At 55.9% G+C, this 19,267-nt stretch carries 17 protein-coding genes; 12 read left to right on the plus strand and 5 right to left on the minus strand.

Annotated features, from left to right (window positions below; genetic code table 11):
• Positions 1 to 168: 168 nt before the first annotated feature.
• The 9 genes from BN4575_RS02690 (at position 169) to BN4575_RS02725 (ending at position 8,900) form a co-directional block, all read left to right on the plus strand.
• Complete coding sequence (locus BN4575_RS02690; protein ID WP_042020784.1) at positions 169 to 843, plus strand: response regulator transcription factor; 675 nt, start codon at positions 169 to 171, stop codon at positions 841 to 843.
• Entirely contained in the window at positions 843 to 2,228 is a 1,386-nt protein-coding gene (locus BN4575_RS02695; RefSeq protein ID WP_042020739.1) for an ATP-binding protein, read from the plus strand. Before BN4575_RS02690 ends, BN4575_RS02695 begins: the two co-directional genes overlap by 1 nt.
• A gap of 556 nt (positions 2,229 to 2,784) precedes the next feature.
• On the plus strand, positions 2,785 to 3,405 hold the full coding sequence (locus tag BN4575_RS02700; RefSeq protein WP_068977032.1) for a hypothetical protein: 621 nt from the start codon (positions 2,785 to 2,787) through the stop codon (positions 3,403 to 3,405).
• A gap of 23 nt (positions 3,406 to 3,428) precedes the next feature.
• Positions 3,429 to 5,087, plus strand: a complete 1,659-nt coding sequence (locus tag BN4575_RS02705; RefSeq protein ID WP_068977033.1) for a hypothetical protein — start codon at positions 3,429 to 3,431, stop codon at positions 5,085 to 5,087.
• A 10-nt stretch (positions 5,088 to 5,097) separates the two neighbouring features.
• Positions 5,098 to 6,147: a toll/interleukin-1 receptor domain-containing protein gene (locus BN4575_RS02710; RefSeq protein WP_068977034.1), complete on the plus strand. Its 1,050-nt coding sequence runs from the start codon at positions 5,098 to 5,100 to the stop codon at positions 6,145 to 6,147.
• A complete protein-coding gene (locus BN4575_RS02715; RefSeq protein ID WP_068977035.1) occupies positions 6,140 to 7,549 on the plus strand; it encodes an AAA family ATPase in 1,410 nt (469 codons plus the stop codon). The genes BN4575_RS02710 and BN4575_RS02715 overlap by 8 nt, the downstream gene beginning before the upstream one ends.
• Positions 7,542 to 8,324, plus strand: coding sequence for a hypothetical protein (locus BN4575_RS02720; RefSeq protein WP_068977036.1), 783 nt, complete (start codon positions 7,542 to 7,544; stop codon positions 8,322 to 8,324). The genes BN4575_RS02715 and BN4575_RS02720 overlap by 8 nt, the downstream gene beginning before the upstream one ends.
• A 68-nt stretch (positions 8,325 to 8,392) precedes the next feature.
• Positions 8,393 to 8,530 carry a hypothetical protein gene (locus tag BN4575_RS21125; protein ID WP_256028881.1) on the plus strand — a complete coding sequence of 46 codons (138 nt, stop codon included), beginning with the start codon at positions 8,393 to 8,395 and terminating at the stop codon, positions 8,528 to 8,530.
• A gap of 112 nt (positions 8,531 to 8,642) precedes the next feature.
• Positions 8,643 to 8,900 (plus strand): DUF3297 family protein, encoded by a 258-nt coding sequence (locus BN4575_RS02725; RefSeq protein ID WP_068977037.1) that lies wholly within the window; start codon positions 8,643 to 8,645, stop codon positions 8,898 to 8,900.
• Between the two features lie 127 nt (positions 8,901 to 9,027).
• Here the strand turns inward: BN4575_RS02725 and BN4575_RS02730 are convergent, their stop codons facing one another.
• Both BN4575_RS02730 and puuR read right to left on the minus strand, forming a co-directional pair.
• Positions 9,028 to 10,305: an NAD(P)/FAD-dependent oxidoreductase gene (locus BN4575_RS02730; RefSeq protein ID WP_068977038.1), complete on the minus strand. Its 1,278-nt coding sequence runs from the start codon at positions 10,303 to 10,305 to the stop codon at positions 9,028 to 9,030.
• Between the two features lie 45 nt (positions 10,306 to 10,350).
• Positions 10,351 to 10,950, minus strand: a complete 600-nt coding sequence (gene puuR, locus BN4575_RS02735) for an HTH-type transcriptional regulator PuuR (protein WP_068977039.1) — start codon at positions 10,948 to 10,950, stop codon at positions 10,351 to 10,353.
• A 410-nt stretch (positions 10,951 to 11,360) separates the two neighbouring features.
• On the opposite strand from puuR, the gene BN4575_RS02740 reads away from it, so the two are divergent.
• The 3 genes from BN4575_RS02740 (at position 11,361) to BN4575_RS02750 (ending at position 16,092) form a co-directional block, all read left to right on the plus strand.
• Positions 11,361 to 12,836 carry an NAD-dependent succinate-semialdehyde dehydrogenase gene (locus BN4575_RS02740; RefSeq protein WP_068977040.1) on the plus strand — a complete coding sequence of 492 codons (1,476 nt, stop codon included), beginning with the start codon at positions 11,361 to 11,363 and terminating at the stop codon, positions 12,834 to 12,836.
• A gap of 250 nt (positions 12,837 to 13,086) precedes the next feature.
• Positions 13,087 to 14,376: a 4-aminobutyrate--2-oxoglutarate transaminase gene (gene gabT, locus BN4575_RS02745; RefSeq protein WP_068977041.1), complete on the plus strand. Its 1,290-nt coding sequence runs from the start codon at positions 13,087 to 13,089 to the stop codon at positions 14,374 to 14,376.
• A gap of 366 nt (positions 14,377 to 14,742) precedes the next feature.
• Positions 14,743 to 16,092, plus strand: a complete 1,350-nt coding sequence (locus BN4575_RS02750) for an APC family permease (protein ID WP_068977042.1) — start codon at positions 14,743 to 14,745, stop codon at positions 16,090 to 16,092.
• 334 nt (positions 16,093 to 16,426) lie between these two features.
• On the opposite strand, the gene BN4575_RS02755 is transcribed toward BN4575_RS02750, so the two are convergent.
• From BN4575_RS02755 to BN4575_RS02765, 3 genes are read right to left on the minus strand one after another with little or no spacing between them, the layout of a single operon-like run.
• On the minus strand, positions 16,427 to 16,969 hold the full coding sequence (locus BN4575_RS02755) for a GNAT family N-acetyltransferase (protein WP_042020730.1): 543 nt from the start codon (positions 16,967 to 16,969) through the stop codon (positions 16,427 to 16,429).
• 6 nt (positions 16,970 to 16,975) lie between these two features.
• Positions 16,976 to 18,619 (minus strand): GNAT family N-acetyltransferase, encoded by a 1,644-nt coding sequence (locus BN4575_RS02760; RefSeq protein ID WP_068977043.1) that lies wholly within the window; start codon positions 18,617 to 18,619, stop codon positions 16,976 to 16,978.
• Entirely contained in the window at positions 18,619 to 19,233 is a 615-nt protein-coding gene (locus tag BN4575_RS02765) for a glutathione S-transferase family protein (protein WP_068977044.1), read from the minus strand. Before BN4575_RS02765 ends, BN4575_RS02760 begins: the two co-directional genes overlap by 1 nt.
• Positions 19,234 to 19,267: the final 34 nt, after the last annotated feature.

The raw sequence follows: 19,267 nt of genomic DNA on the forward strand, positions 1-19,267 counted from the left end.
CAGCATGCCATCGACAACACAGGACCATGGTTAAACGACCAGTTGCGGCAAACTCTGAAGTCCCCCTGATTCAGTCCCGATACAGGCGCGGCGCGATAGGATTCGAATTGACTCTCAGCGACATACACTTTCTAATTGGCAGCCTGGACCCCTATGACCGTTCACATCATGAAAATTTTATTGGTCGAAGACGACAAGCTGCTCAATCACCACCTCTCCTCCCTGCTGACCGAAGCCGACAATCAGGTCTACAGCACCGATCAGGCAGGTATTGCACTGCACTACGCCGCTGACTACCCCATTGATGTAGCGATCATTGATCTTGGCCTGCCCGACATGGATGGCCTGCAACTGATCCGTCAATTGCGCGAACGGCAGATCTCCTTCCCCATCATTGTGCTGACCGCCCGTGGCAACTGGCAGGACAAGGTCGAAGGGCTGGAAGCAGGTGCCGATGACTATCTGGTCAAACCGTTCCAGAAAGATGAGCTGCTGGCCCGCCTCAATGCGCTGGTGCGTCGCAGTGCCGGCTTTATTTCACCCAAGGTGAAGGCCGGTGATTACGAGCTGGATCTCTCCCGCAAGGAGCTGACTATCGCCGGTGAAGTATCGGTGCTCACCAGCTTTGAATACCTCATTCTGGAGTACCTGATGCGCAATGCCCGTCAGGTAGTCTCCAAGCAGCAACTGCTCGACCAGCTCTACGGTGATGGCGAAGGGGACCCCAACACCATCGAGGTGATGGTAAGCCGCCTGCGCAAGAAGCTGGATCCGGAAGGGACAATTCAACCCATCTCCACCATCCGGCGTCAGGGCTACATCTTCAACCTCTCGTGTAACTGATGCTTTCTCATCTGCCGCGCCCCATCAAGATGATCCGTCGCTCCCTGCACATCAAACTACTGCTCAGCTCGCTGCTGGTCATCGCGCTGAGCATGGGGTTTGCGGTGTATGCCCTCTATATTGGTCACATCGAGGAGCAGACCCAAAAGGCCAGCGCCCGGATGCAGGAGAACCTGGCCAAACTGTTCTCCTCCACCGAACCGGACGACAAGGGGCCCACAGTCGAGCTGGGGCGGATGTCCCGTAATGCCGGCGATCGCAACCTCGATACCCTGATCTGCCGGGCAGATGGCGAGCTTGTCTGGTCCAGCCTCCATATGCCGGAAGTGATCAAGGCCAAACAGACCATCTGCGGTGACTTGATGCGCTACCTTGGGGGGATGGATCTCGACTACTTCTTCAAGAAGCACACCATCAAGAACGGCGAGAGCTACTTCGTCTATAGCCTGCGCTTTATCCGCAATCCCGGCAGCGGCACCACCGCCTACTACGTGGTGATGATCGACTCGGCCAAGCGTTATCACGCCGAATCGCGCGCCTACCTCTACCAGATTGCCCGTCAGGCCCTGCTCGCCTACCTGCTGCTGGCCGGACTGCTGCTGCTCACGACCTTCTGGAGTCTCGGCTCCCTGCGCACCATTGCCCGCCAGATCGACGATATCCGGGCTGGCAAACGGGATGCCCTCTCCAATGAATTTGAACGGGAACTGGCCCCCTTGACCGACTCGGTCAACCAGCTGCTGGAGAACGAACGCCAGCAGACCCAGCGCTACCAGCACGCCCTCAACGATCTCGCCCACAGCCTGAAAACCCGGCTGGCGCTGATCCAGATGACCACCCAGGAGATCAAGTTGGGGCGGGAGATCCACGACAACATCAACGAACAGATCCTCACCATGGATCAGATGATCCAGTACCAGCTCAGACGCGCCGTCACCGGCCGCCAGCGCCTTGCCAGCAAAGGCTCCGAACCTGTGCCGCTGATTGAAAAACTGCTGGCCAGCCTGACCAAGGTCTATCGCCACAAGAAGCTGCAAACCCACTTCAAGTTCGACGACGATGCCCTGTTTCACGGCGAACAGGGCGACCTGATGGAGCTGATGGGCAACCTGCTCGACAACGCCTGCAAGTTCGCCATCAGCGAGATCCGGGTGACTGTGTCTCGCCACCTTGAACGACTGCGTATCGAAGTGGAAGATGATGGCCCCGGCATAGACCCGGCCAAATCGGTGCAGATATTCCAGCGCGGCGTCCGTGCCGACAGCTCCCCCGGTCAGGGCATAGGGCTGGCGGTAGTGACCGAGATCGTCCACAGCTACGGCGGCCAGATCCGGGTCGATGAATCCCCCCTCGGCGGCGCCCGCTTTACCCTGGACCTGCCCTGATCAGTGCGGGCCTGCATAGCCAAGCCAGTTATTGCCCTACCACAAGGCCTCTGATATCGGAGGCCTTGCCGTTTTAGCCCCTTAATTGCCTTAATTTATTGATCCGGCACAGATTATCGCCCTCCAGTCCTTCCACCACCGGCTTCAATCGGTATCATAGTTGCGCGATACAACGCCGCTCTCGGAGCCACACCATGAGCATTCGCTGTCAGAAAGGTGACGAATATCGATATTACTCGACTGAGTAAACACCCTAAACTACGGATGCAATAAGGGGTGGCGTATGATGATAAGGCTAAGTTTTTTACTAACAAGGTAGTAGCAGGCATGATGGCAAAAACATACCTGAGCGACATCATCGGAGGCAGCATCATGCTCCGTTAGGGGCGGCTATCGCTCAGTTGCTGCTGCAACGCCCGCTCCCCCTAATGATCTGAGTGTGGTTGAGTTCTGTAATGGGTTAACGGCGTTGGCAAATTAGAGCCATTCCCGATTTGGTAGCCTCGCCTCGTTCAATCCGCAGATTGTATTAGTACAGTGCGCAAGGATTGCTTTGATGAATATCGAATTAATCGATGGATTGGGATTGGATGCTGATGGCTGCCTAACCAATGCCAATGGTGGTGCCGTTCATCTGCGCCAAGGTGATCTGGATGGCGCATGTGGCCCCTACTGCGTGGTGATGGCTCTACTGGCACTGAATGTGCTGGATTCGAGCTCGCTACCCGCCATGAATCGGCTCGACTACCGTACCCGGATTGGTCGGTTGTTTCGTGAAATCGAACGCTTGCATGACCCCATGGTGACTCAGGGCACCACCATCGAGCAGCTCGAGGCGATGTTCGCCGTCTATCCCAATCTGGCTACTCGTACCTATGCCGATTCTCCGTCGGCAGTTTTGTCTCAATTGAGCCAAGCCCTGGCCGATCAGCACCCTGTCATTGTCGATGTGACCTCCCGCAAGAACGATGGCCTGAACCACTGGACCCTAGCGATAGGGCAGTGTGACCAGTTTATCTATCTGCTCGATCCGGCTTATGAATTACCGGTGGCCAGCTGCTGGAACGCAGTTTTGAGCCGTCGGCCTCAGTCGAACCGCTACGGCTATCGATATATTAACCCCTGGATCAATCATGACGTTGAGGTCAACGTCATGCTGGAAATCTTCCCCAGATAAAAGCTTTATTCTCAGGAGTCAGAATGAAACCTGTTATTCCCATTCATATCGGTGTTTCTGGACACAGGGACATACCTCCTGAGGATCTGCCTCAGCTCAAGTCAAAGCTCTATGAGCGGTTCACCAGACTCAAAGCGCTGCATCCCAATAGCACCATCAAGTTGCTCAGTGGCTTGGCGGAAGGGGCAGATCGGATTGCCGCATATGCCGCATTGGAGGCAGGGCTGGAACTGGTCGCCGTGCTGCCGATGCCAGAGGCGTCATACTTGGAGGATTTCGCCTCTGAGGAGTCCAAAGCTGAGTTTCATCGGCTATCAGGTCGAGCGACCGTGCTTCAGGCTAATCTACAATCACCTTCCATGCGCGATGATAGCTATATCGGTCTAGCCCGGTTTCTGGTGCGTCATTGCCAACTGATTGTTCTCCTGTGGGATGGTGTTTGCGAGCAGCCAACCGCAGATGGCTCCATGGCTATATTGCCGGGCGGCACAGCCGATGTGGTGCGGATGAGTGAGCAAGGCATCAAGGTCAACGAGGATGTGTTATTGACCGCACCAGAAAAGACCCCAGTAGAACATCTCTGGACACGACGACTAAAGCACACACAACTCGGAAACCCGATTGTGAAGCCGGAGTTGGTAGCTACCTGGGCGGGCACGCGTAGTCAACCGGTGGACCCGTATCCCGTGATGCAGGAGATAGATGATTTCAATCGTCATGCAGCCCAAGAGATCACGGATCAACAACTTGCCCAGAGCAAAGAGTGGCTATTATCCGGCTCTGCACCTGAACAGTTGCAGCAAAACTGCTCCCACCTTCTGGATGTATATTCTGCGGCCGATGCGTTGGCAATCAAGCGGCAAAAACAGCGTGAATCATCAATTCGATGGATCACTCTGGTAGCCCTGATTTCAATTTTTTGTCAGCAGGTCTACTCTGGCCCCGATATGCGTTGGTTCTGGCTCGCTGGCCATATTACGCTGGCCGTAGTGGCTTGGTGTGCATTCCGTTTCTTTTTTAAGGGAAAGATGCCGCGTGAAGAGCAATTTATCGAGTGGCGTGTATTGGCTGAAGGTTTGCGTGTGCAATTTTTCTGGTGCGCATTGGGCCTGAAATATGTGGCCTCTGATTATTACCGTACCAATCGACTAGGAGATGTGGATTGGATATCTCAGTCGATTCGAAATTTGATGATGGTGACCGAGTTGTCGTCAAAACCCGATGTGTCATGGGTAAAGCAGGCATGGGTTGCAGATCAGGCTAAATACTTCGATAAAGCGAAGCACAGAGATCTGGCGAAAATAAAAAAATGGAATAAAGCGGTATTGATGACGTTCGGTTGTGCCATTGGGATGACTATTGTCACTTTGGCGGCTGATTTGTTGGGATTGGATGGTCTGTGGCTGAATATCATGGTATTGATCTCCGGTATGTCTTTTGTTGTTTCGGCCTTGGCCAAAGCCTTTATGAGCCAAATGGGATTCGAAGAAAATGTATCACGCTATGAGCGTGCAGCTGCAATATTCAAGTATGCAGACCAACAAATTGCGCGAGCTATTGCACAAGGTAATGAATCTATGGCGCTAGAGTTATTAAAAACTTTAGGCTGGGAAGCGCTATATGAGAATGCAGCCTGGCTGCAGATGAATAGAACTAATGAATTTGAAGTGAATATTGCATAGGGATATGATAATGAATCAGAATGAAATGATTGACGTGTTTATTAGTTATCGCCGTGAGGGTGGTTCAACTGCAGCCCGCTTGTTATACGAGGTGTTAAAGACCAAAAAGATAACCGGCTTCATGGATGTTGAAACTCTAACGAGAGGTGACTATGAAGCTAGCATTTTTGCACATATTAAGAAAGCAAGAAATTTTGTTTTGGTCGTGTCAGCCGATGTGATGAAATCTCCTTGGGTGCAAAAGGAAATTATGTATGCACTTGAGCATAAGAAAAATGTTATTCCTGTGTTTGTTAATGGTGTTACTTGTTTTCCAAATAACATTCCGGCTGAAATTAAGGCGGTGGATGTAAACGGCATCTGCTTGAATCATGAAAACTTCAATGGAAACATTGAAAAGCTAATTTTATGGTTAGACACAAGGCATAATGCGTTTACAGAAAAATACATTTCAATATGGCGAGAGGAATATACAGCTGAAAAGCTGTTGGATGCAATTAAAAGAGTTGCCAAAGATAAAGATATAGAAGGTTTTCTTTTGGATAAGTTCAAAAACGCCCTGCAATATAACTGCGACGTAAAAAATCTGGAATCTATTTTTTTTGATTACGATAACAGTGATATTAAAACTGTATTGCGGAGCTTGAATATTGAGCATAAAGGTTCTAGAGATGCCATGATTCGCAGGTTGCATACTTGGCTGAATAATGAGAACGTCTGTGAGATTGAAGATGATATAAATCAGGGAAGTGAGCGAATTATAAGACTGGCTCAGTTTATATGTGATAACTATTATAAGTTTAAAAAGGACTTGCAAGGTTTGCGAAGTATATGTCTTGGGTTGGGTTTGGAAGTTGATTCCGAGTTAAGTGCGGGAGGCTATATGTATGATATTGTAAATTCTCCTGCAGTATGTAATGCAAAAAATTTGATTTCAATAACAGGGGATGAGGAGTGGAGAGTAAAAGAAATTGCTTTTAACCTCCTCGGTTCCGATGTGGGAAGAAAAAATAATCTAATTGACGCAATTGATAGATGGGTAAATTACCAAGATGAGTGATCAACTACTCATTCAGGCCAAACAGGCCATGACGAACCTGGTATCTCTGTGTTGCAGAGACACCATGGTTCACCCTTTTGATAATGAGCCGCCGTTCTCTCCATCGCTATTGGCTATGCTGGTCGCCTGGGTGGTGCCAGCTCTGGATTATGTGATGACAGGCCCAAGCCGAATCAAACTGGCGGATAAGAAATTTATCAACCAGGTGACGTGTCTGAACCTGACCATTGAGTTGATCGACCGCTTGTCTGGATCTGGTGCCAATTCTGCAGGTTTTGAGCCAACGATTCCGCCAGCTTTTATTCTGCTGGGCGAACGCATAGAGGCCGGGGCTGGTCAGCAAATGTATCCGTATCTGGATATTTTGCTCAATACTGCCTGTGCTTGGGATGGTGACCGCTCGTTGGTGGATATCCAACGAATTGAGTCATTACTGAGGCCCATTCGTGTTGCACTAGGAATGGGATGCTCGGCTGAGTTTATAGATGAAAATGATTTACCGAGCTCTTCTGATGAGTCATCGAAGAATGCGTTGCATGAGGATGCCGAGAGCGAGGATGACATCCCGGTAAAGCGGGTATTAGCCAATGAAATTAAAAATCCGCAGGGACAGCTTGATGCTTTAATCGGCTTGGCCGAAGTAAAAGAGGAAGTGCGTAATCTAACCAATCTGGCTCGCTATTTGATGCATAGAAAATCTGCGGGTTTACCGACACCTCCGTTCTCATTGCATTTGTCATTTGTCGGTAACCCTGGAACGGGTAAAACGACGGTCGCTCGACTGATTGGTGCTATTTATAAAGAGATTGGTTTATTGCGTTCAGGGCATGTTGTTGAAGTCGACCGGGCTGGTCTGGTTGCCAGTTATAGTGGTCAGACAGCCTCACAAGTTCATGCTGTCTTTGAACAAGCGCTGGGTGGGGTATTATTTGTCGACGAAGCCTATACCTTGGTTCGCTCAGATGATGGTCATGATAACTATGGCCAAGAAGCGGTTGATACCATATTAAAGCTAATGGAAGATCACAGAGACGACATCGTAGTGATCGTTGCTGGTTATCCAGAAGAAATGCATACCTTTATCGAAAGCAATCCCGGATTGCGCTCGCGATTTTCTCGTGAGTTACTGTTCGAAGATTATTCGGCTCGTGATCTGACTCAGATTTTTTATAAAATGTGTCAGGACAATAAATTGATTATTGATAAGGCTGTTCTGCTGAAAGTGTTTGCTTGTATGAAACAGCTGATCAGTGATGCAGAGACTAATTTTGGTAATGCCAGAGTGGTTCGGCATTTATTTGAGCGAAGCATGCAGCAACAAGCAAATCGCTTATCGAAGGTAGAAAAGCCATCACTAAAACAGCTTTCTGTTTTGATGGCTGAGGATGTTGTTTATGAGTGATGAGTTATTCCAACGCTCGATTAAAATCACAACCAGTCTCATTGAACAGATCGGGGAGAAAACATTACAGGCCGCATGCGCTAAGTTATCAGCCCAATGCGGTGGAGATACTTCAAAAGTTACTCAGCCAGCAAATCCTGAACGTGATTTAGAAACATCAATGCAATCAGAATGGATGGATGATACTCATGCGGATGTGCAGGCTATCTACGATGTGAGTTATGCATTGGATATGGCGTGGAGTATCGCTCTTGAGGTGTCACTTTTAGCCGCGATTGTTTTTTATGTTGTTGGAAAACAGATAAAACTGCATTTCCCTATATTGGGTATTGAGTTGCTGGCTATTCCTTCGTTTTTAATTTTAGTTGTATTCATCATTTCTTTTATCCGGGTTTGGCGAGTACACCAGCCAGCCGTCATTTTCGAGTTTGGAAAGTCAGCTCGCGTTACCTTTTGTGCGCAAGATATAGAAAATTCAGTGTTTGAGTACTTGTTTTTCAGGAAGTTTCGTAATTCCTGGCAACGAAAGACTGTTTCTATATCAGATATCTATCGCATCGATAACGAAATATTCCAGGTTGGCTCTAAGCGCAAGAGGAAATATTTTTCTATTAATATCAGTGGCAAGTTTGGCTCGCAGAAAATTGTTTTCAGTAATAAGCAAAAACGTGATGAATGCCGAGCTTTGTTCTCGGTGGCGATTAAAAAATATGCCAAGAATGCACGAATGGATAGCAACCTGAGCGTTGGCTCATCGGGAGACAGTGGTTTTTAGTTTTGAATGTGGTGAGTTCTCCGCGTTCAAAGGCGAAATTTATTTGTACGGCTTGCTGCGATGCATACATGGTTGTTGTATCGGTCTACGCCGAGAATGAGCAGGCGCGCCGCTTCTATTGCCGCAACGGTTTTAAAGAGGGTGAGCAGCAATTGTGCGAGCATAGCGGCCGCCCCGAGCTGATGATGCATTGGCAGCGGGACTGAGCGAGTCGCCAATAGAGATGGCGGGCACGCTGTGTCTGTTTTTTGGCCGCCTTGAATGCCATGACGGCATTCTCTACAATGACGCACTTTTTATTCATTTCAGGTCATATCGATGAGCGATACCAACACCAAACCAGCACTGCCGGATCATCTTGCAGGCAACCCACGTAGCCCACACCATGTTGCTGAATGCTTCGAACATCACATTGGTATTCGCCTCAACGGCAAAGAGCGCACCGATGTCGAAGAGTACTGCATCAGCGAAGGCTGGGTGAAGATCCCCTCCCCCAAGGCGCTGGATCGCCGTGGTCAGCCGATCCTGATCACCCTCAAAGGCACCGTTGAAGCCTACTATATCGAAGAGGTTTAACCGCCACTTCATCTGTTGCGCCGAGCTTATCAAGCCAGCGGCGTCAGTCAGCGCAGTTAACGACCAAGGCACCCTCGCGGTGGCCTTGTTGTTTCTGGCATCTCCCCAAATTCTTTGCTGGCGGTGCTTATACCCCCAAGCGGTCACGCAAGGTGTACCAGGCGGCGCCCGCAGCGGTGAAGGGGATGCGGAACAGGCGGCCACCCGGGAAGGGGTAGTGCGGTAGTTTGGCAAAGGCATCGAAGCGCTCCGCCTGACCTCTCAGCACTTCGGAGAGCAGCTTGCCCGCCAGATGGGTACAGGTGACACCGTGGCCGCTGTAGCCCTGCATGTAGTAGATGTTGGGGCCGATGCGACCAAACTGCGGCAGGCGTGACAGGGTGAGCAGGAAGTTGCCGGTCCAGGTGTACTCCACCTTGACCCCCGCCAGTTGCGGGAAGGTTTTGAGCATCTTGGGGATGATCAGCCGCTCGATATCCGCCGGATCCCGCGCCCCATAGACAACGCCGCCACCATAGAGCAGCCGGTGATCGCCAGAGGTGCGGTAGTAGTCGAGCAGGTAGTTGCAATCCTCCAGACAGTAGTTTTGCGGCAACAGTGAACGGGCCCGCTCCTCCCCCAGCACTTCAGTGGCGATCACCTGGGTGCCGCAAGGCATGCTCTTGCCAGCCAGCTCCGGCACCAGATTACCGAGGTAGGCGTTGCCCGCCACCACGATAAAGCGCGCCTTCACCGCCCCCTTGGCGGTCTTGACCAGTGCGGGTTGGCCCGGGGTGATGCTGGTGACGGCGGACTGCTCGAAGATCTGCCCCCCCTGCATGCGGATGGCTTCCGCCTCCCCCAACGCCAGATTGAGGGGGTGGATATGGCCGCCGCTCTTGTCGAGCAGGGCGCCGACGTAGCGATCGCTAGCCACCACCTCGCGCACCCCCTTGGCATCGAGCAGCTCCAGCTGGTCGTTGCCCCACTTCTGCCAGCGGGCATATTGGGATTTGAGCTCGTGCAGCTGCTTCTCGGTCTCGGCGGCAAAAACGCCCCCCTCCTGCAGATCGCACTGAATGTTGTAGCGCTTGATCCGCTCGCGGATGATCTGGCCCCCCTCAAACAGCATGGAACCGAGCAGCCTGGCCTGATCCGGCGGGCAGTTCGCTTCTATGGTGTCGATGTCGCGGCTGTAGGAGTTGACGATCTGGCCACCGTTGCGGCCGCTGGCGCCAAAGCCGACACGGGCTGCCTCCAGCACCACCACCTTGTAGCCCTTCTCCACCAGATGCAGGGCGCTGGAGAGGCCGGTATAGCCCGCCCCGATGACACAGACATCGCACTCCAGCTGCTCGGTCAATGTCGGATATGGCGCGTGTTTATTGGCGCTGGCTGCGTAGTAACTGTTTACATGTTCGGTCATGATCCCTGTTTCCTTACCGGTTCGGTTGCCAAACTACTGTCAGGATTAAAAGCTCGCCGGGGTGTGGGCGCTGACGATGCGACAGGTCTCCCCCGACGGATTGCTGAAGCTGTGGGGCTCGCCGGTGTCGATCACATAGCTGTCGCCCGCCTCCAGCGGATAACTCTGGCCCGCCACCGTCAGGATCACCGACCCCTCCAGCACAGTGCCGACCTCTTCCCCCTGATGGGTCACCTGACCGCCGGTGTCGGTGCCGGGGGGATAGGTCTCCAGCATAAAGCCGAGCTGGCGGCGGTTGTTGCCGTTGTGCACCAGCTTGAGAGAGACCCCCTGACTGCCCAGCTCGATAAGCTGATCCGCCTTGATCACCACTTCCGGAGTGCGGCTCTCCTCCTCGGCGAAGAAGCGCGACAGCGGCAGGCCGTAGATGGTGAGCAGCTTTTGCAGGGAGGCGACCGAGGGGCTCACCTTGTCCTGCTCGATCATGCAGATGGCGCCGTGTGTCAGGCCGCTCAACTCGGCCGCCCGCCGCTGGGAGAGCCCCAGCTGATGGCGCACCGCCGCCAATCGTTCGCCCATGCTCTGCCGACTTGCGTCGTGCTCTGTATTGCCATGAGCACCATGTAAGCTCTGTGGCCCGCTCATGGCAGACCGCCTCTCATGCTCTGTTTGCGTCCCTGCAACATCAGCACCTCTCTGTTGTTTCTGGTAAACGAGGCGGGTGGTTAAACGCCCCTGGCAGTTAAATCCGGTTGGTTAAAATAGCAGACCAGCCTTCCCTTGCCGTTTGCTATGTTACACAGCCTGACCGTTCATTATTTTGCACACGCAAATCCACTACTTCGCTCACGGCCCCCCTTTTGACGAGGTAAGCTGCGCTACACAGCCCATTTTCTAGCATGGCGCCCCCCAACAATTCAAATATATTTAACACTTGAAAAACATTTAAGCTCAATTTATGGTCTTCCTGTGCTTATTATTTTATACGGCAGCGGCGCAGGAAGGGTCGGCTCACTCCGGCAACCAGCTGCTCTGACCCACACTCGAGGCTTGCTATGTCAGTAACATTGTCAGGAACAACCACCGACTCCAGCTTGATCACATCCCGCGCCTATATAGATGGACAGTGGTGCGAGGCCGCCAGCGGCCGCACCTTCGAGGTCACCAACCCCGCCAGCGGTGCCGTCATTACCCAGGTGCCCGACATGGATGCCGAAGATACCCGCCGCGCCATCGCGGCCGCCCACGCGGCGCAACCCGCCTGGGCGGCATTGACTGCCAAGGAGCGCAGCAACAAGCTCTACGCCTGGTTTGCCGCCATCACAGCCCACAGCGACGAGCTGGCCCGCATCATGACCTGCGAGCAGGGCAAGCCGCTGGCGGAAGCAAAGGGCGAGGTGGCTTACGGCGCCAGCTTTATCCAGTGGTTCGCCGAGGAGGGCAAACGCGCCTATGGCCGCACCATCCCGGGCTTTAGCGGCGATCGCCGGTTGGCCACCATCAAGCAGCCGGTGGGCGTGGTGGCCGCCATCACCCCGTGGAACTTCCCCATTGCGATGATCACCCGCAAGGCGGGCCCGGCGCTGGCCGCCGGTTGCACCATCGTTATCAAGCCTGCTGCCGAGACCCCGCTCTGCGCGCTGGCACTGGCTCTACTTGCCGAGCAGGCGGGCATCCCCGCTGGGGTCATCAATATCGTCACCAGCCATCAGGCGAGCGCGGTAGGCAACGAGCTGTGCAGCAATCCGGTGGTGCGCAAGCTCTCCTTCACCGGCTCGACCCGCATCGGCAAGCTGCTGATGCGCCAGTGCGCCGACACCATGAAGCGCCTCTCGCTGGAGCTGGGCGGCAACGCCCCCTTTATCGTCTTTGACGACGCCGACCTCGATGCCGCGGTAGCCGGGACGCTCGCCTCCAAATACCGCAACGCCGGGCAGACCTGTGTCTGCGCCAACCGCATTCTGGTGCAGGCCAGCGTCTATGACGCCTTCGCCGAGAAGCTGACTGCCGCCGTCAAGTCCTTCAAGGTGGGAGATGGCATGGCGGAGGGCACCCAGATCGGCCCGCTCATCAATCCGGCCGCCGCCAGCAAGGTGGCCGAGCTGGTGCAGCAATCGGTCGCCGCCGGTGCCGAAGTGCTGCTGGGGGGCGAAGCTCACCCCGCCGGTCCCCTCTTCTACCGCCCCACCATTTTGGGCAAGGTGGCTAAAACCAACCCCATCCTGCAGGAGGAGATCTTCGGCCCGGTCGCGCCGCTGGTGCGTTTCGAGAGCGAAGCCGAGGCCATCGCGCTGGCCAACGATACCCCCTATGGTCTGGCCGCCTACTTCTATGGCCGTGACATCGCCCGGGTGTGGCGCGTCGCCGAGCAGCTTGAGTACGGCATGGTCGGCATCAACGAGGGGATCATCTCCACCGAGCTGGCCCCCTTTGGCGGGATCAAGGAGTCGGGTCTGGGCCGCGAAGGGGCCGCCGAGGGGCTGGAGGAGTATCTGGAGACCAAATACTTCTGCTTTGGTGGCATTCGCTAGGGCAGCAAAGGGCCAGGGCATCCCATTCACCGATGCCTTGGCCACTTAATCCATCGTTTTGATAGATAGGTGCAGAGGCTCATCGGAGGCGACAAGGGGCTAAATTTGGCCCACTGCGCCCCACAATAGGGCTGCTGCAGAGCAAACCACAGGCCGCCGTTCTGCACCGATCGGCGGTGATGGGCGCCAGATCGCCCGCCACACATTCAGTCAGGGAATATCGGGGGCTGCGGCCCCTCAGGGAGGAAAGATGAGTCAGTCAGAATCAAACAAGGCGTGGCAAGCGCGCCGCGAAGCGGCCGTGGTTAACGGCGTCGGCACCCTGCTGCCGGTCTTTATCGACCGTGCGCAAAACGCCGAGCTGTGGGATGTGGAGGGTAACCGCTACATCGACTTTGCCTCCGGCATCGCCGTGCTCAACACCGGCCACAACCACCCGAAAGTGGTGGCGGCGGTGCGCGATCAGCTGGAAAAGTTCAGCCACACCTGCTTTCAGGTCACCCCCTACCCAGGCTATATCGAGCTTGCCGAGAAGCTCAATGCGCTGGTGCCCGGCCCGACCCCGAAGCGCACCCTGTTTCTCTCCACCGGCGCCGAGGCGGTCGAGAACGCCATCAAGATCGCCCGCGCCCACACCGGCCGCAGCGGCACCATCGCCTTCAAGGGGGGCTTTCACGGCCGCACCATGATGGGGATGGCGCTCACCGGCAAGGTCGTCCCCTACAAGACCGGCTTTGGCCCCTTCCCGGGTGAGGTCTACCACATCCCCTTCCCCGCCGACTATCTGGGGGTGAGTGAAGAGGATGCCCTGCACGCCCTCGAGCTCTGCTTCAGCGCCGACATCGAGCCGAGCCGGGTTGCCGCCATCATCATCGAGCCGGTACAGGGTGAGGGCGGCTTCTATCCTGCCTCCCCGAGCTTTATGCAGAAGTTGCGCAGCGTGTGCGACCAGCACGGCATCCTGCTGATCTGCGACGAGATCCAGAGTGGTTTTTGCCGCACCGGCAAGACCTTCGCCACCGAGTATGCCGGTATCGAGCCGGACATTATGACCCTGGCCAAGAGTCTGGCGGGGGGCTTCCCCCTCTCGGCAGTGGTGGGCAAGGCGGAGATCATGAACGCCGCCAAGCCGGGGGGCCTGGGTGGCACCTACGCGGGATCCCCCATCGCCTGCGCTGCCGCACTGGCCGTTTTACAGGTGATCGAAGAGGAGCAGCTCAATCAAAAAGCGTTGGCGCAAGGTGAGCAGATTAAGGTGACGCTGGAACGCATAGCTGAGCGTTTTGACTGCATAGGTCAAATTCGCGGCCCCGGTGCCATGGTGGCCATGGAGCTGGTAAAACAGCGTGATGCCCACCAGCCGGATCCCGACCTGACCAAGCGGCTGGTAGCCGAGGCGGGTAAACGGGGTCTGATCCTGCTCTCATGCGGGGTGCGCGCAAATGTTATCCGTTTTCTCGCCCCCCTGACCGCCCCTGCGGCAGTGATTGACGAGGGGCTGCAACTCCTTGAAAAATCACTGGAGGCCGCACTGGCCTGACCAGCAGCAAAGTGACCGCTCACTTGTGCAAAAAAATGCAGTTTTGCCCCCTTTTTTTCTTGTCAGGGGGGCCCTGCAAATGCACAATGCGCGGCCACTGAAAGAACCGATATAACACAAGGTTATCGGTTCTTTTTTAGACAGTGAACAAACCCATAAACGAGGCCGGATCACCCCCGGAAAAGATAGCGAGATTGGCAGCAATCTCCCGACACCAAGTCTAGTGAGGAACAACATGGGGCATCTCTATGCTTTCCAACCGGCCATGGCCGGTGTGCGCCACCCTGGCGCCTTTGATTCCCGGGCTTCCCTCCCGGTTTCGTTGATGGACCGTGCCACTCTGGCACTGCATGAGGAACATGCATAATGGCGGCCCAACAGGTTGGTCTGAAAAAGACCCTCAAACTGTGGCAGGTCGTGGTTATGGGTCTGGCTTACCTCACCCCCATGGCGGTATTCGACACCTTCGGCATCGTCACCGAGATCACCGAAGGCCATGTGCCGACCGCCTACCTGTTTGCCCTGATCGGTATGCTGTTTACTGCCCTGAGCTACGGCCATCTGGTGCGCAAGTTCCCGTCAGCTGGCTCCGCCTATACCTATGCCCAGAAGGTGTTTCACCCCTATGTCGGCTTTATGGTGGGCTGGACCTCCCTGCTCGACTACATGTTCATGCCGATGATCAACATGCTGCTGGCCAAGATCTATCTGGGGGCCCTGTTCCCTGAGGTGGAGCCCTGGACCTATATCTTCGGTCTGGCGGTGGTGATGACCGCCCTCAATCTGCGCGGCATCAAGCTGGTGGCCAACTTCAACAGCCTGATCGTGGTGATGCAATTCAGTATCATCGCCATCTTCATCGGCCTGATCGCCTGGGGCGTTCACAACGGTGAAGGGCTGGGAACCGTAGCCAGCAGCCGTCCCTTCTTCTCTGAACAGATCCACATTTCACCGGTATTGATGGGTGCCTCCATCTTGTGTCTGTCATTTCTCGGGTTTGACGCCATCAGTACCCTGTCGGAAGAGACTCCGGATGCGGATCGGGTGATCCCCCGTGCCATCGTGCTGACGGCGCTGATCGGCGGTGTGCTGTTCGTCAGTACCTCTTATTTTTTGCAGCTCTACTTCCCCGACATCTCCCGCTTCCAGCATCCAGATGCAGTACTGCCGGAGATCGCCCTCTACGTCGGCGGCAAGCTGTTCCAGTCGGTGGTGCTGGTTTGCACTACGGTAGCGGTGCTGGCCTCGGGGCTCGCTTCCCACGCCGGTGTATCGCGCCTGCTCTACGTGATGGGCCGTGATCGCGCGCTGCCGGCCCGCTTCTTCGGCTATATCCATCCGAAGTGGCAGACCCCGGCCTTCAACGTGCTGCTGGTCGGTCTGCTGGCGCTCTCTGCGGTATCGCTGGATCTGGAGATGGCACTGGCGCTGATCAACTTTGGCGCCCTGGTGGCCTTCACCTTCGTCAATCTGGCGGTGATTGCCCACTTCTATGTGAAGCTTGGCCGCAACAAAACCCTCAAGGATCACCTGATGTACCTGCTGCTGCCGCTCTGTGGCGCCGCCTGCATCGGGGTGCTGTGGCTCAACCTCGAACCCTCCTCCTTCGAGCTGGGGCTGGTCTGGGCGGCGCTGGGGGCCATCTACCTGTTCCTGCGCCTGACGGTATTCCGCATCCCGCTGCACAGCGCGGATCAGATTGAAATCTCTCAGTAATCCCTGAGTGCCTGGATCCTGATCGACCAAAATCCCCTGTCCATTATTTTGATACCGTTCACCCCTCTTGTTGCAAGAGGGGTCAACGGGTTGTCGGCCATGATGATGACAAGCACAGTGGCACAGTTCGCCACCAATAACGCGCAAGAGGATAAAGAGAGAGGGAGCTAGGGTTGCTACTGCCCAGCAGAGGATACGGGGAGAGGGGGGCAGCCATGGCACAGCCCTTTAATGACCATGCACAGAGTGAACCTGCTTGACCCTGCAGCGTGGCCATACCCGCCAAGACGCCCCCTCAAGCCGGGGACGCCATCAAGGTCAATGAGGATTTTCGCTATAGGTGTATTGCTTGTACTTCTTGTTCTTCTTGCTGCTCGTCAGGCATTTCATCAAACAGGGGGTGATAGAGCACCTCACCCTGCACACCAGCAAAACCACTCTCCTGCAGCTCCATCGCCATGAAACAGTCAGCAGGCACTTCATAGATGCAGTGCAGGCCAAACTCGCTGGCTGGGCGGAAACCGAAACGGCTGTAGTAAACCGGATCGCCGAGTACCACTACCCCTTTCCAGTCCATTTCGAGTGCCGTATCCAGCCCCTCACGCACCAGATCAGACCCAATCCCCTGGCCTTGCCAATCGGGATGAACCGCTACCGGCGCCAGACCGAGCCAGGGCCCTTCCATGCCGTTAATGGTGATCGGGCTCAGCATCAGGTGCCCCATGAACTCGAACTCTTCCTCTTCGACCATGGTCACCACGGCAGCGCCACATTCGCGCAGACGGTTGACCAGTTCAGCCTCTTCGGCACGACCGAAGGCGGCACTGACCAGTTCGTAGACCGGTAACATGTCACCGGGGCGCTCGGTTCTCAACATACAACGTTACTCCTCGTACAGCAGAGCGGGCATTATTCCACACAACTGCTGGTCATTCTGAGTACCTTTGTCCAAAAATGGGAGGGTGCACTCAGGAAAACGAGCTGCAAACTGCTGCTGCAAGGCGCGTAGCGTAGCTGGCGTGACCCGGTTCATCACCTCGCGGTAGGCCAGCCAAAGGGCAGGCGCCTCCCGCGCCAGCCGCTCGAAGGTCAACTCAGGCTCTTGGTGCCAACAGCCATCCAGCTCGTCGGCCAGCTCCGGCAACTCCACCAGCAGCCGCAACTGCTGATAGCGCATCTGCGGCGAGTCACCGTGGTCGTCGCCCAGCGCCTGCGCCATCAATTGGTTGAACCAGTGGAGTCGTGATGCACGCTCCTCGCGGCTGAGCAGATCAGGCCCCTGACGCTGCAGCGCCGCCAGTTGCAGCAGCCATGCCAACCCCTGTTCATCCCGATCTTTAAGCAAGACACTACCAAGATGGGGCAACTGATCCGGCTCAGCCTGCTCCAGCAGAGCTACGGGGTAACAGTGCAGATCCAGCCTCCCCTCAAGATGCGGCGGGCAAAGCAGACGGCAGGGATCCTGCCCCGTTCCGGTCTCATCCACAAAGAGCGAGATGGCCAGCTTGCCGTTGGCACTCTGCCGATCTGACGTTGCAGGATCGCGCAGGATCACCACGGCGACCCGCTCATCTTCAAGCCAGCGAGTGACCTCATCAAGCAGGGGGGCTGGCAAGGAGAGGGCACGATCCAGTCGCCAGTAGCTCACCTCGCACGGCTGACGACCGCTGATATGTCGCTGCCCGCGATAGTGCATCCCCAGTTTTGCCATCACCCGGCCGGAGGCGAGGTTGTCTGGCATGTGGCGAGCCGTCAGCGCAGGCAGTTGCAGTTGGTCAAAGGCAAACCCCTTGACCAGCTCGGCCGACCGGGTCGCCAGACCGCGATTCTGCCAAGGCACGCCGACCCACCAGGCGAGCTCGCCATTCCAATGCAAGGAGATCACCCCGACCAGCGCAGCCCCACCCTCCTCTGGCAAGGTGATGGCCCAGCTCCAGCCAAGACCAAGCGCAGCCTTGCGCCAGCTGAGCGCCAGCCAGTCACGGGCCCCCTCCGGCGGATAGGGGTGAGGAATATTGAGGGTGTAGCGGGCCAGCGCCTCATCGTTGCAGTAGCGCACTATCTCGCGATCATCGGCAGCCTGCAGTGGCCGCAACACCACGCCAGCGGCGTGCGAACCTTCGGCCAACGTCGGTATCATCACGCGGCGCGCCAGCAGGCGATTGAGCACGGCGCCCAAATCGGCCCCGGCGGTGAGCGGCAGATCGGCCCCCACCGGACCAAGAGTCAGCAGCCCCTGCTCCTTAGCGAGGGTCAGCAGCGAGGTAGAGGCGCTGATCAGGATCTGGCGACTGGGATCAGCATGAAAATCCGCCAGCAGATCCCCATCGAGCCAGGCAGCCAGCAAGGCCCCCGGACAAAGCAGGCCGTCAGGGGGACAGATCGCCCACGGGAGATGGGCCTGATCGAGGGAGGCCGCCGCCTCTTTGCCCAGCAACAACTGCCAGCGATGGCCTTGTTGCTGCCAGACCTGCAACAGCGCAGCCCACTGCTGCTGCCACAGACTCGCCTCGATCAGCAGTTCCATCAGCTGGCCTGACAGGCCGCAGGCAACGTCAGATGGCGGGGATGAGCTTCGATACGGGCGATCCAGCTACGGATAGCGGGCCACCCCTGTAGGGAGAAGATCCCCTCCTCTGCCACATGGGTGTAGGCATAAAGGGCAATATCGGCGATGGTCGGCGTATCACCGCACAGGTAGGGGCTCTGTTTCAGCTGCTGTTCCATCACCGCCAACGCCTTCTCGCCACCGGCTTTCAGCCCGTCGAGGCGCGCCTCCTGGGACTCGGGGCGGCCGAGATAGTGAACGATAAAACGGGCCACCGCGATGTAGGGCTCATGGCTGTACTGCTCGAAGAACAGCCACTTGAGCACCTCGGCCTGCTGGCGCGGATCGGTTGGCCACAAGGCGCTGCCTTGCGCCAGATAGAAGAGGATGGCGTTGGATTCCGCCAGCGCATCGCCTTGACCAATCTCCAGCACCGGGATCTTGCCGTTGGGGTTCATGGCCAGAAACGCGGGAGTACGGGTATCCCCCGCCTGAATATCCACCGCGACCCAGTCAAGGGGCAGCTCCAGCCAGCGGGCCAGCAGCCACCCCTTGTAACAGTTGCCGGAACGCAGATCACCATAAAGACGCATACACACTCCTTGTGAAAACGGATTTGAACAGCGC

The sequence above is a fragment of the Aeromonas sp. EERV15 genome (genome assembly GCF_900079845.1).
GTDB classification, from domain to species: Bacteria; Pseudomonadota; Gammaproteobacteria; order Enterobacterales; family Aeromonadaceae; genus Aeromonas; species Aeromonas sobria.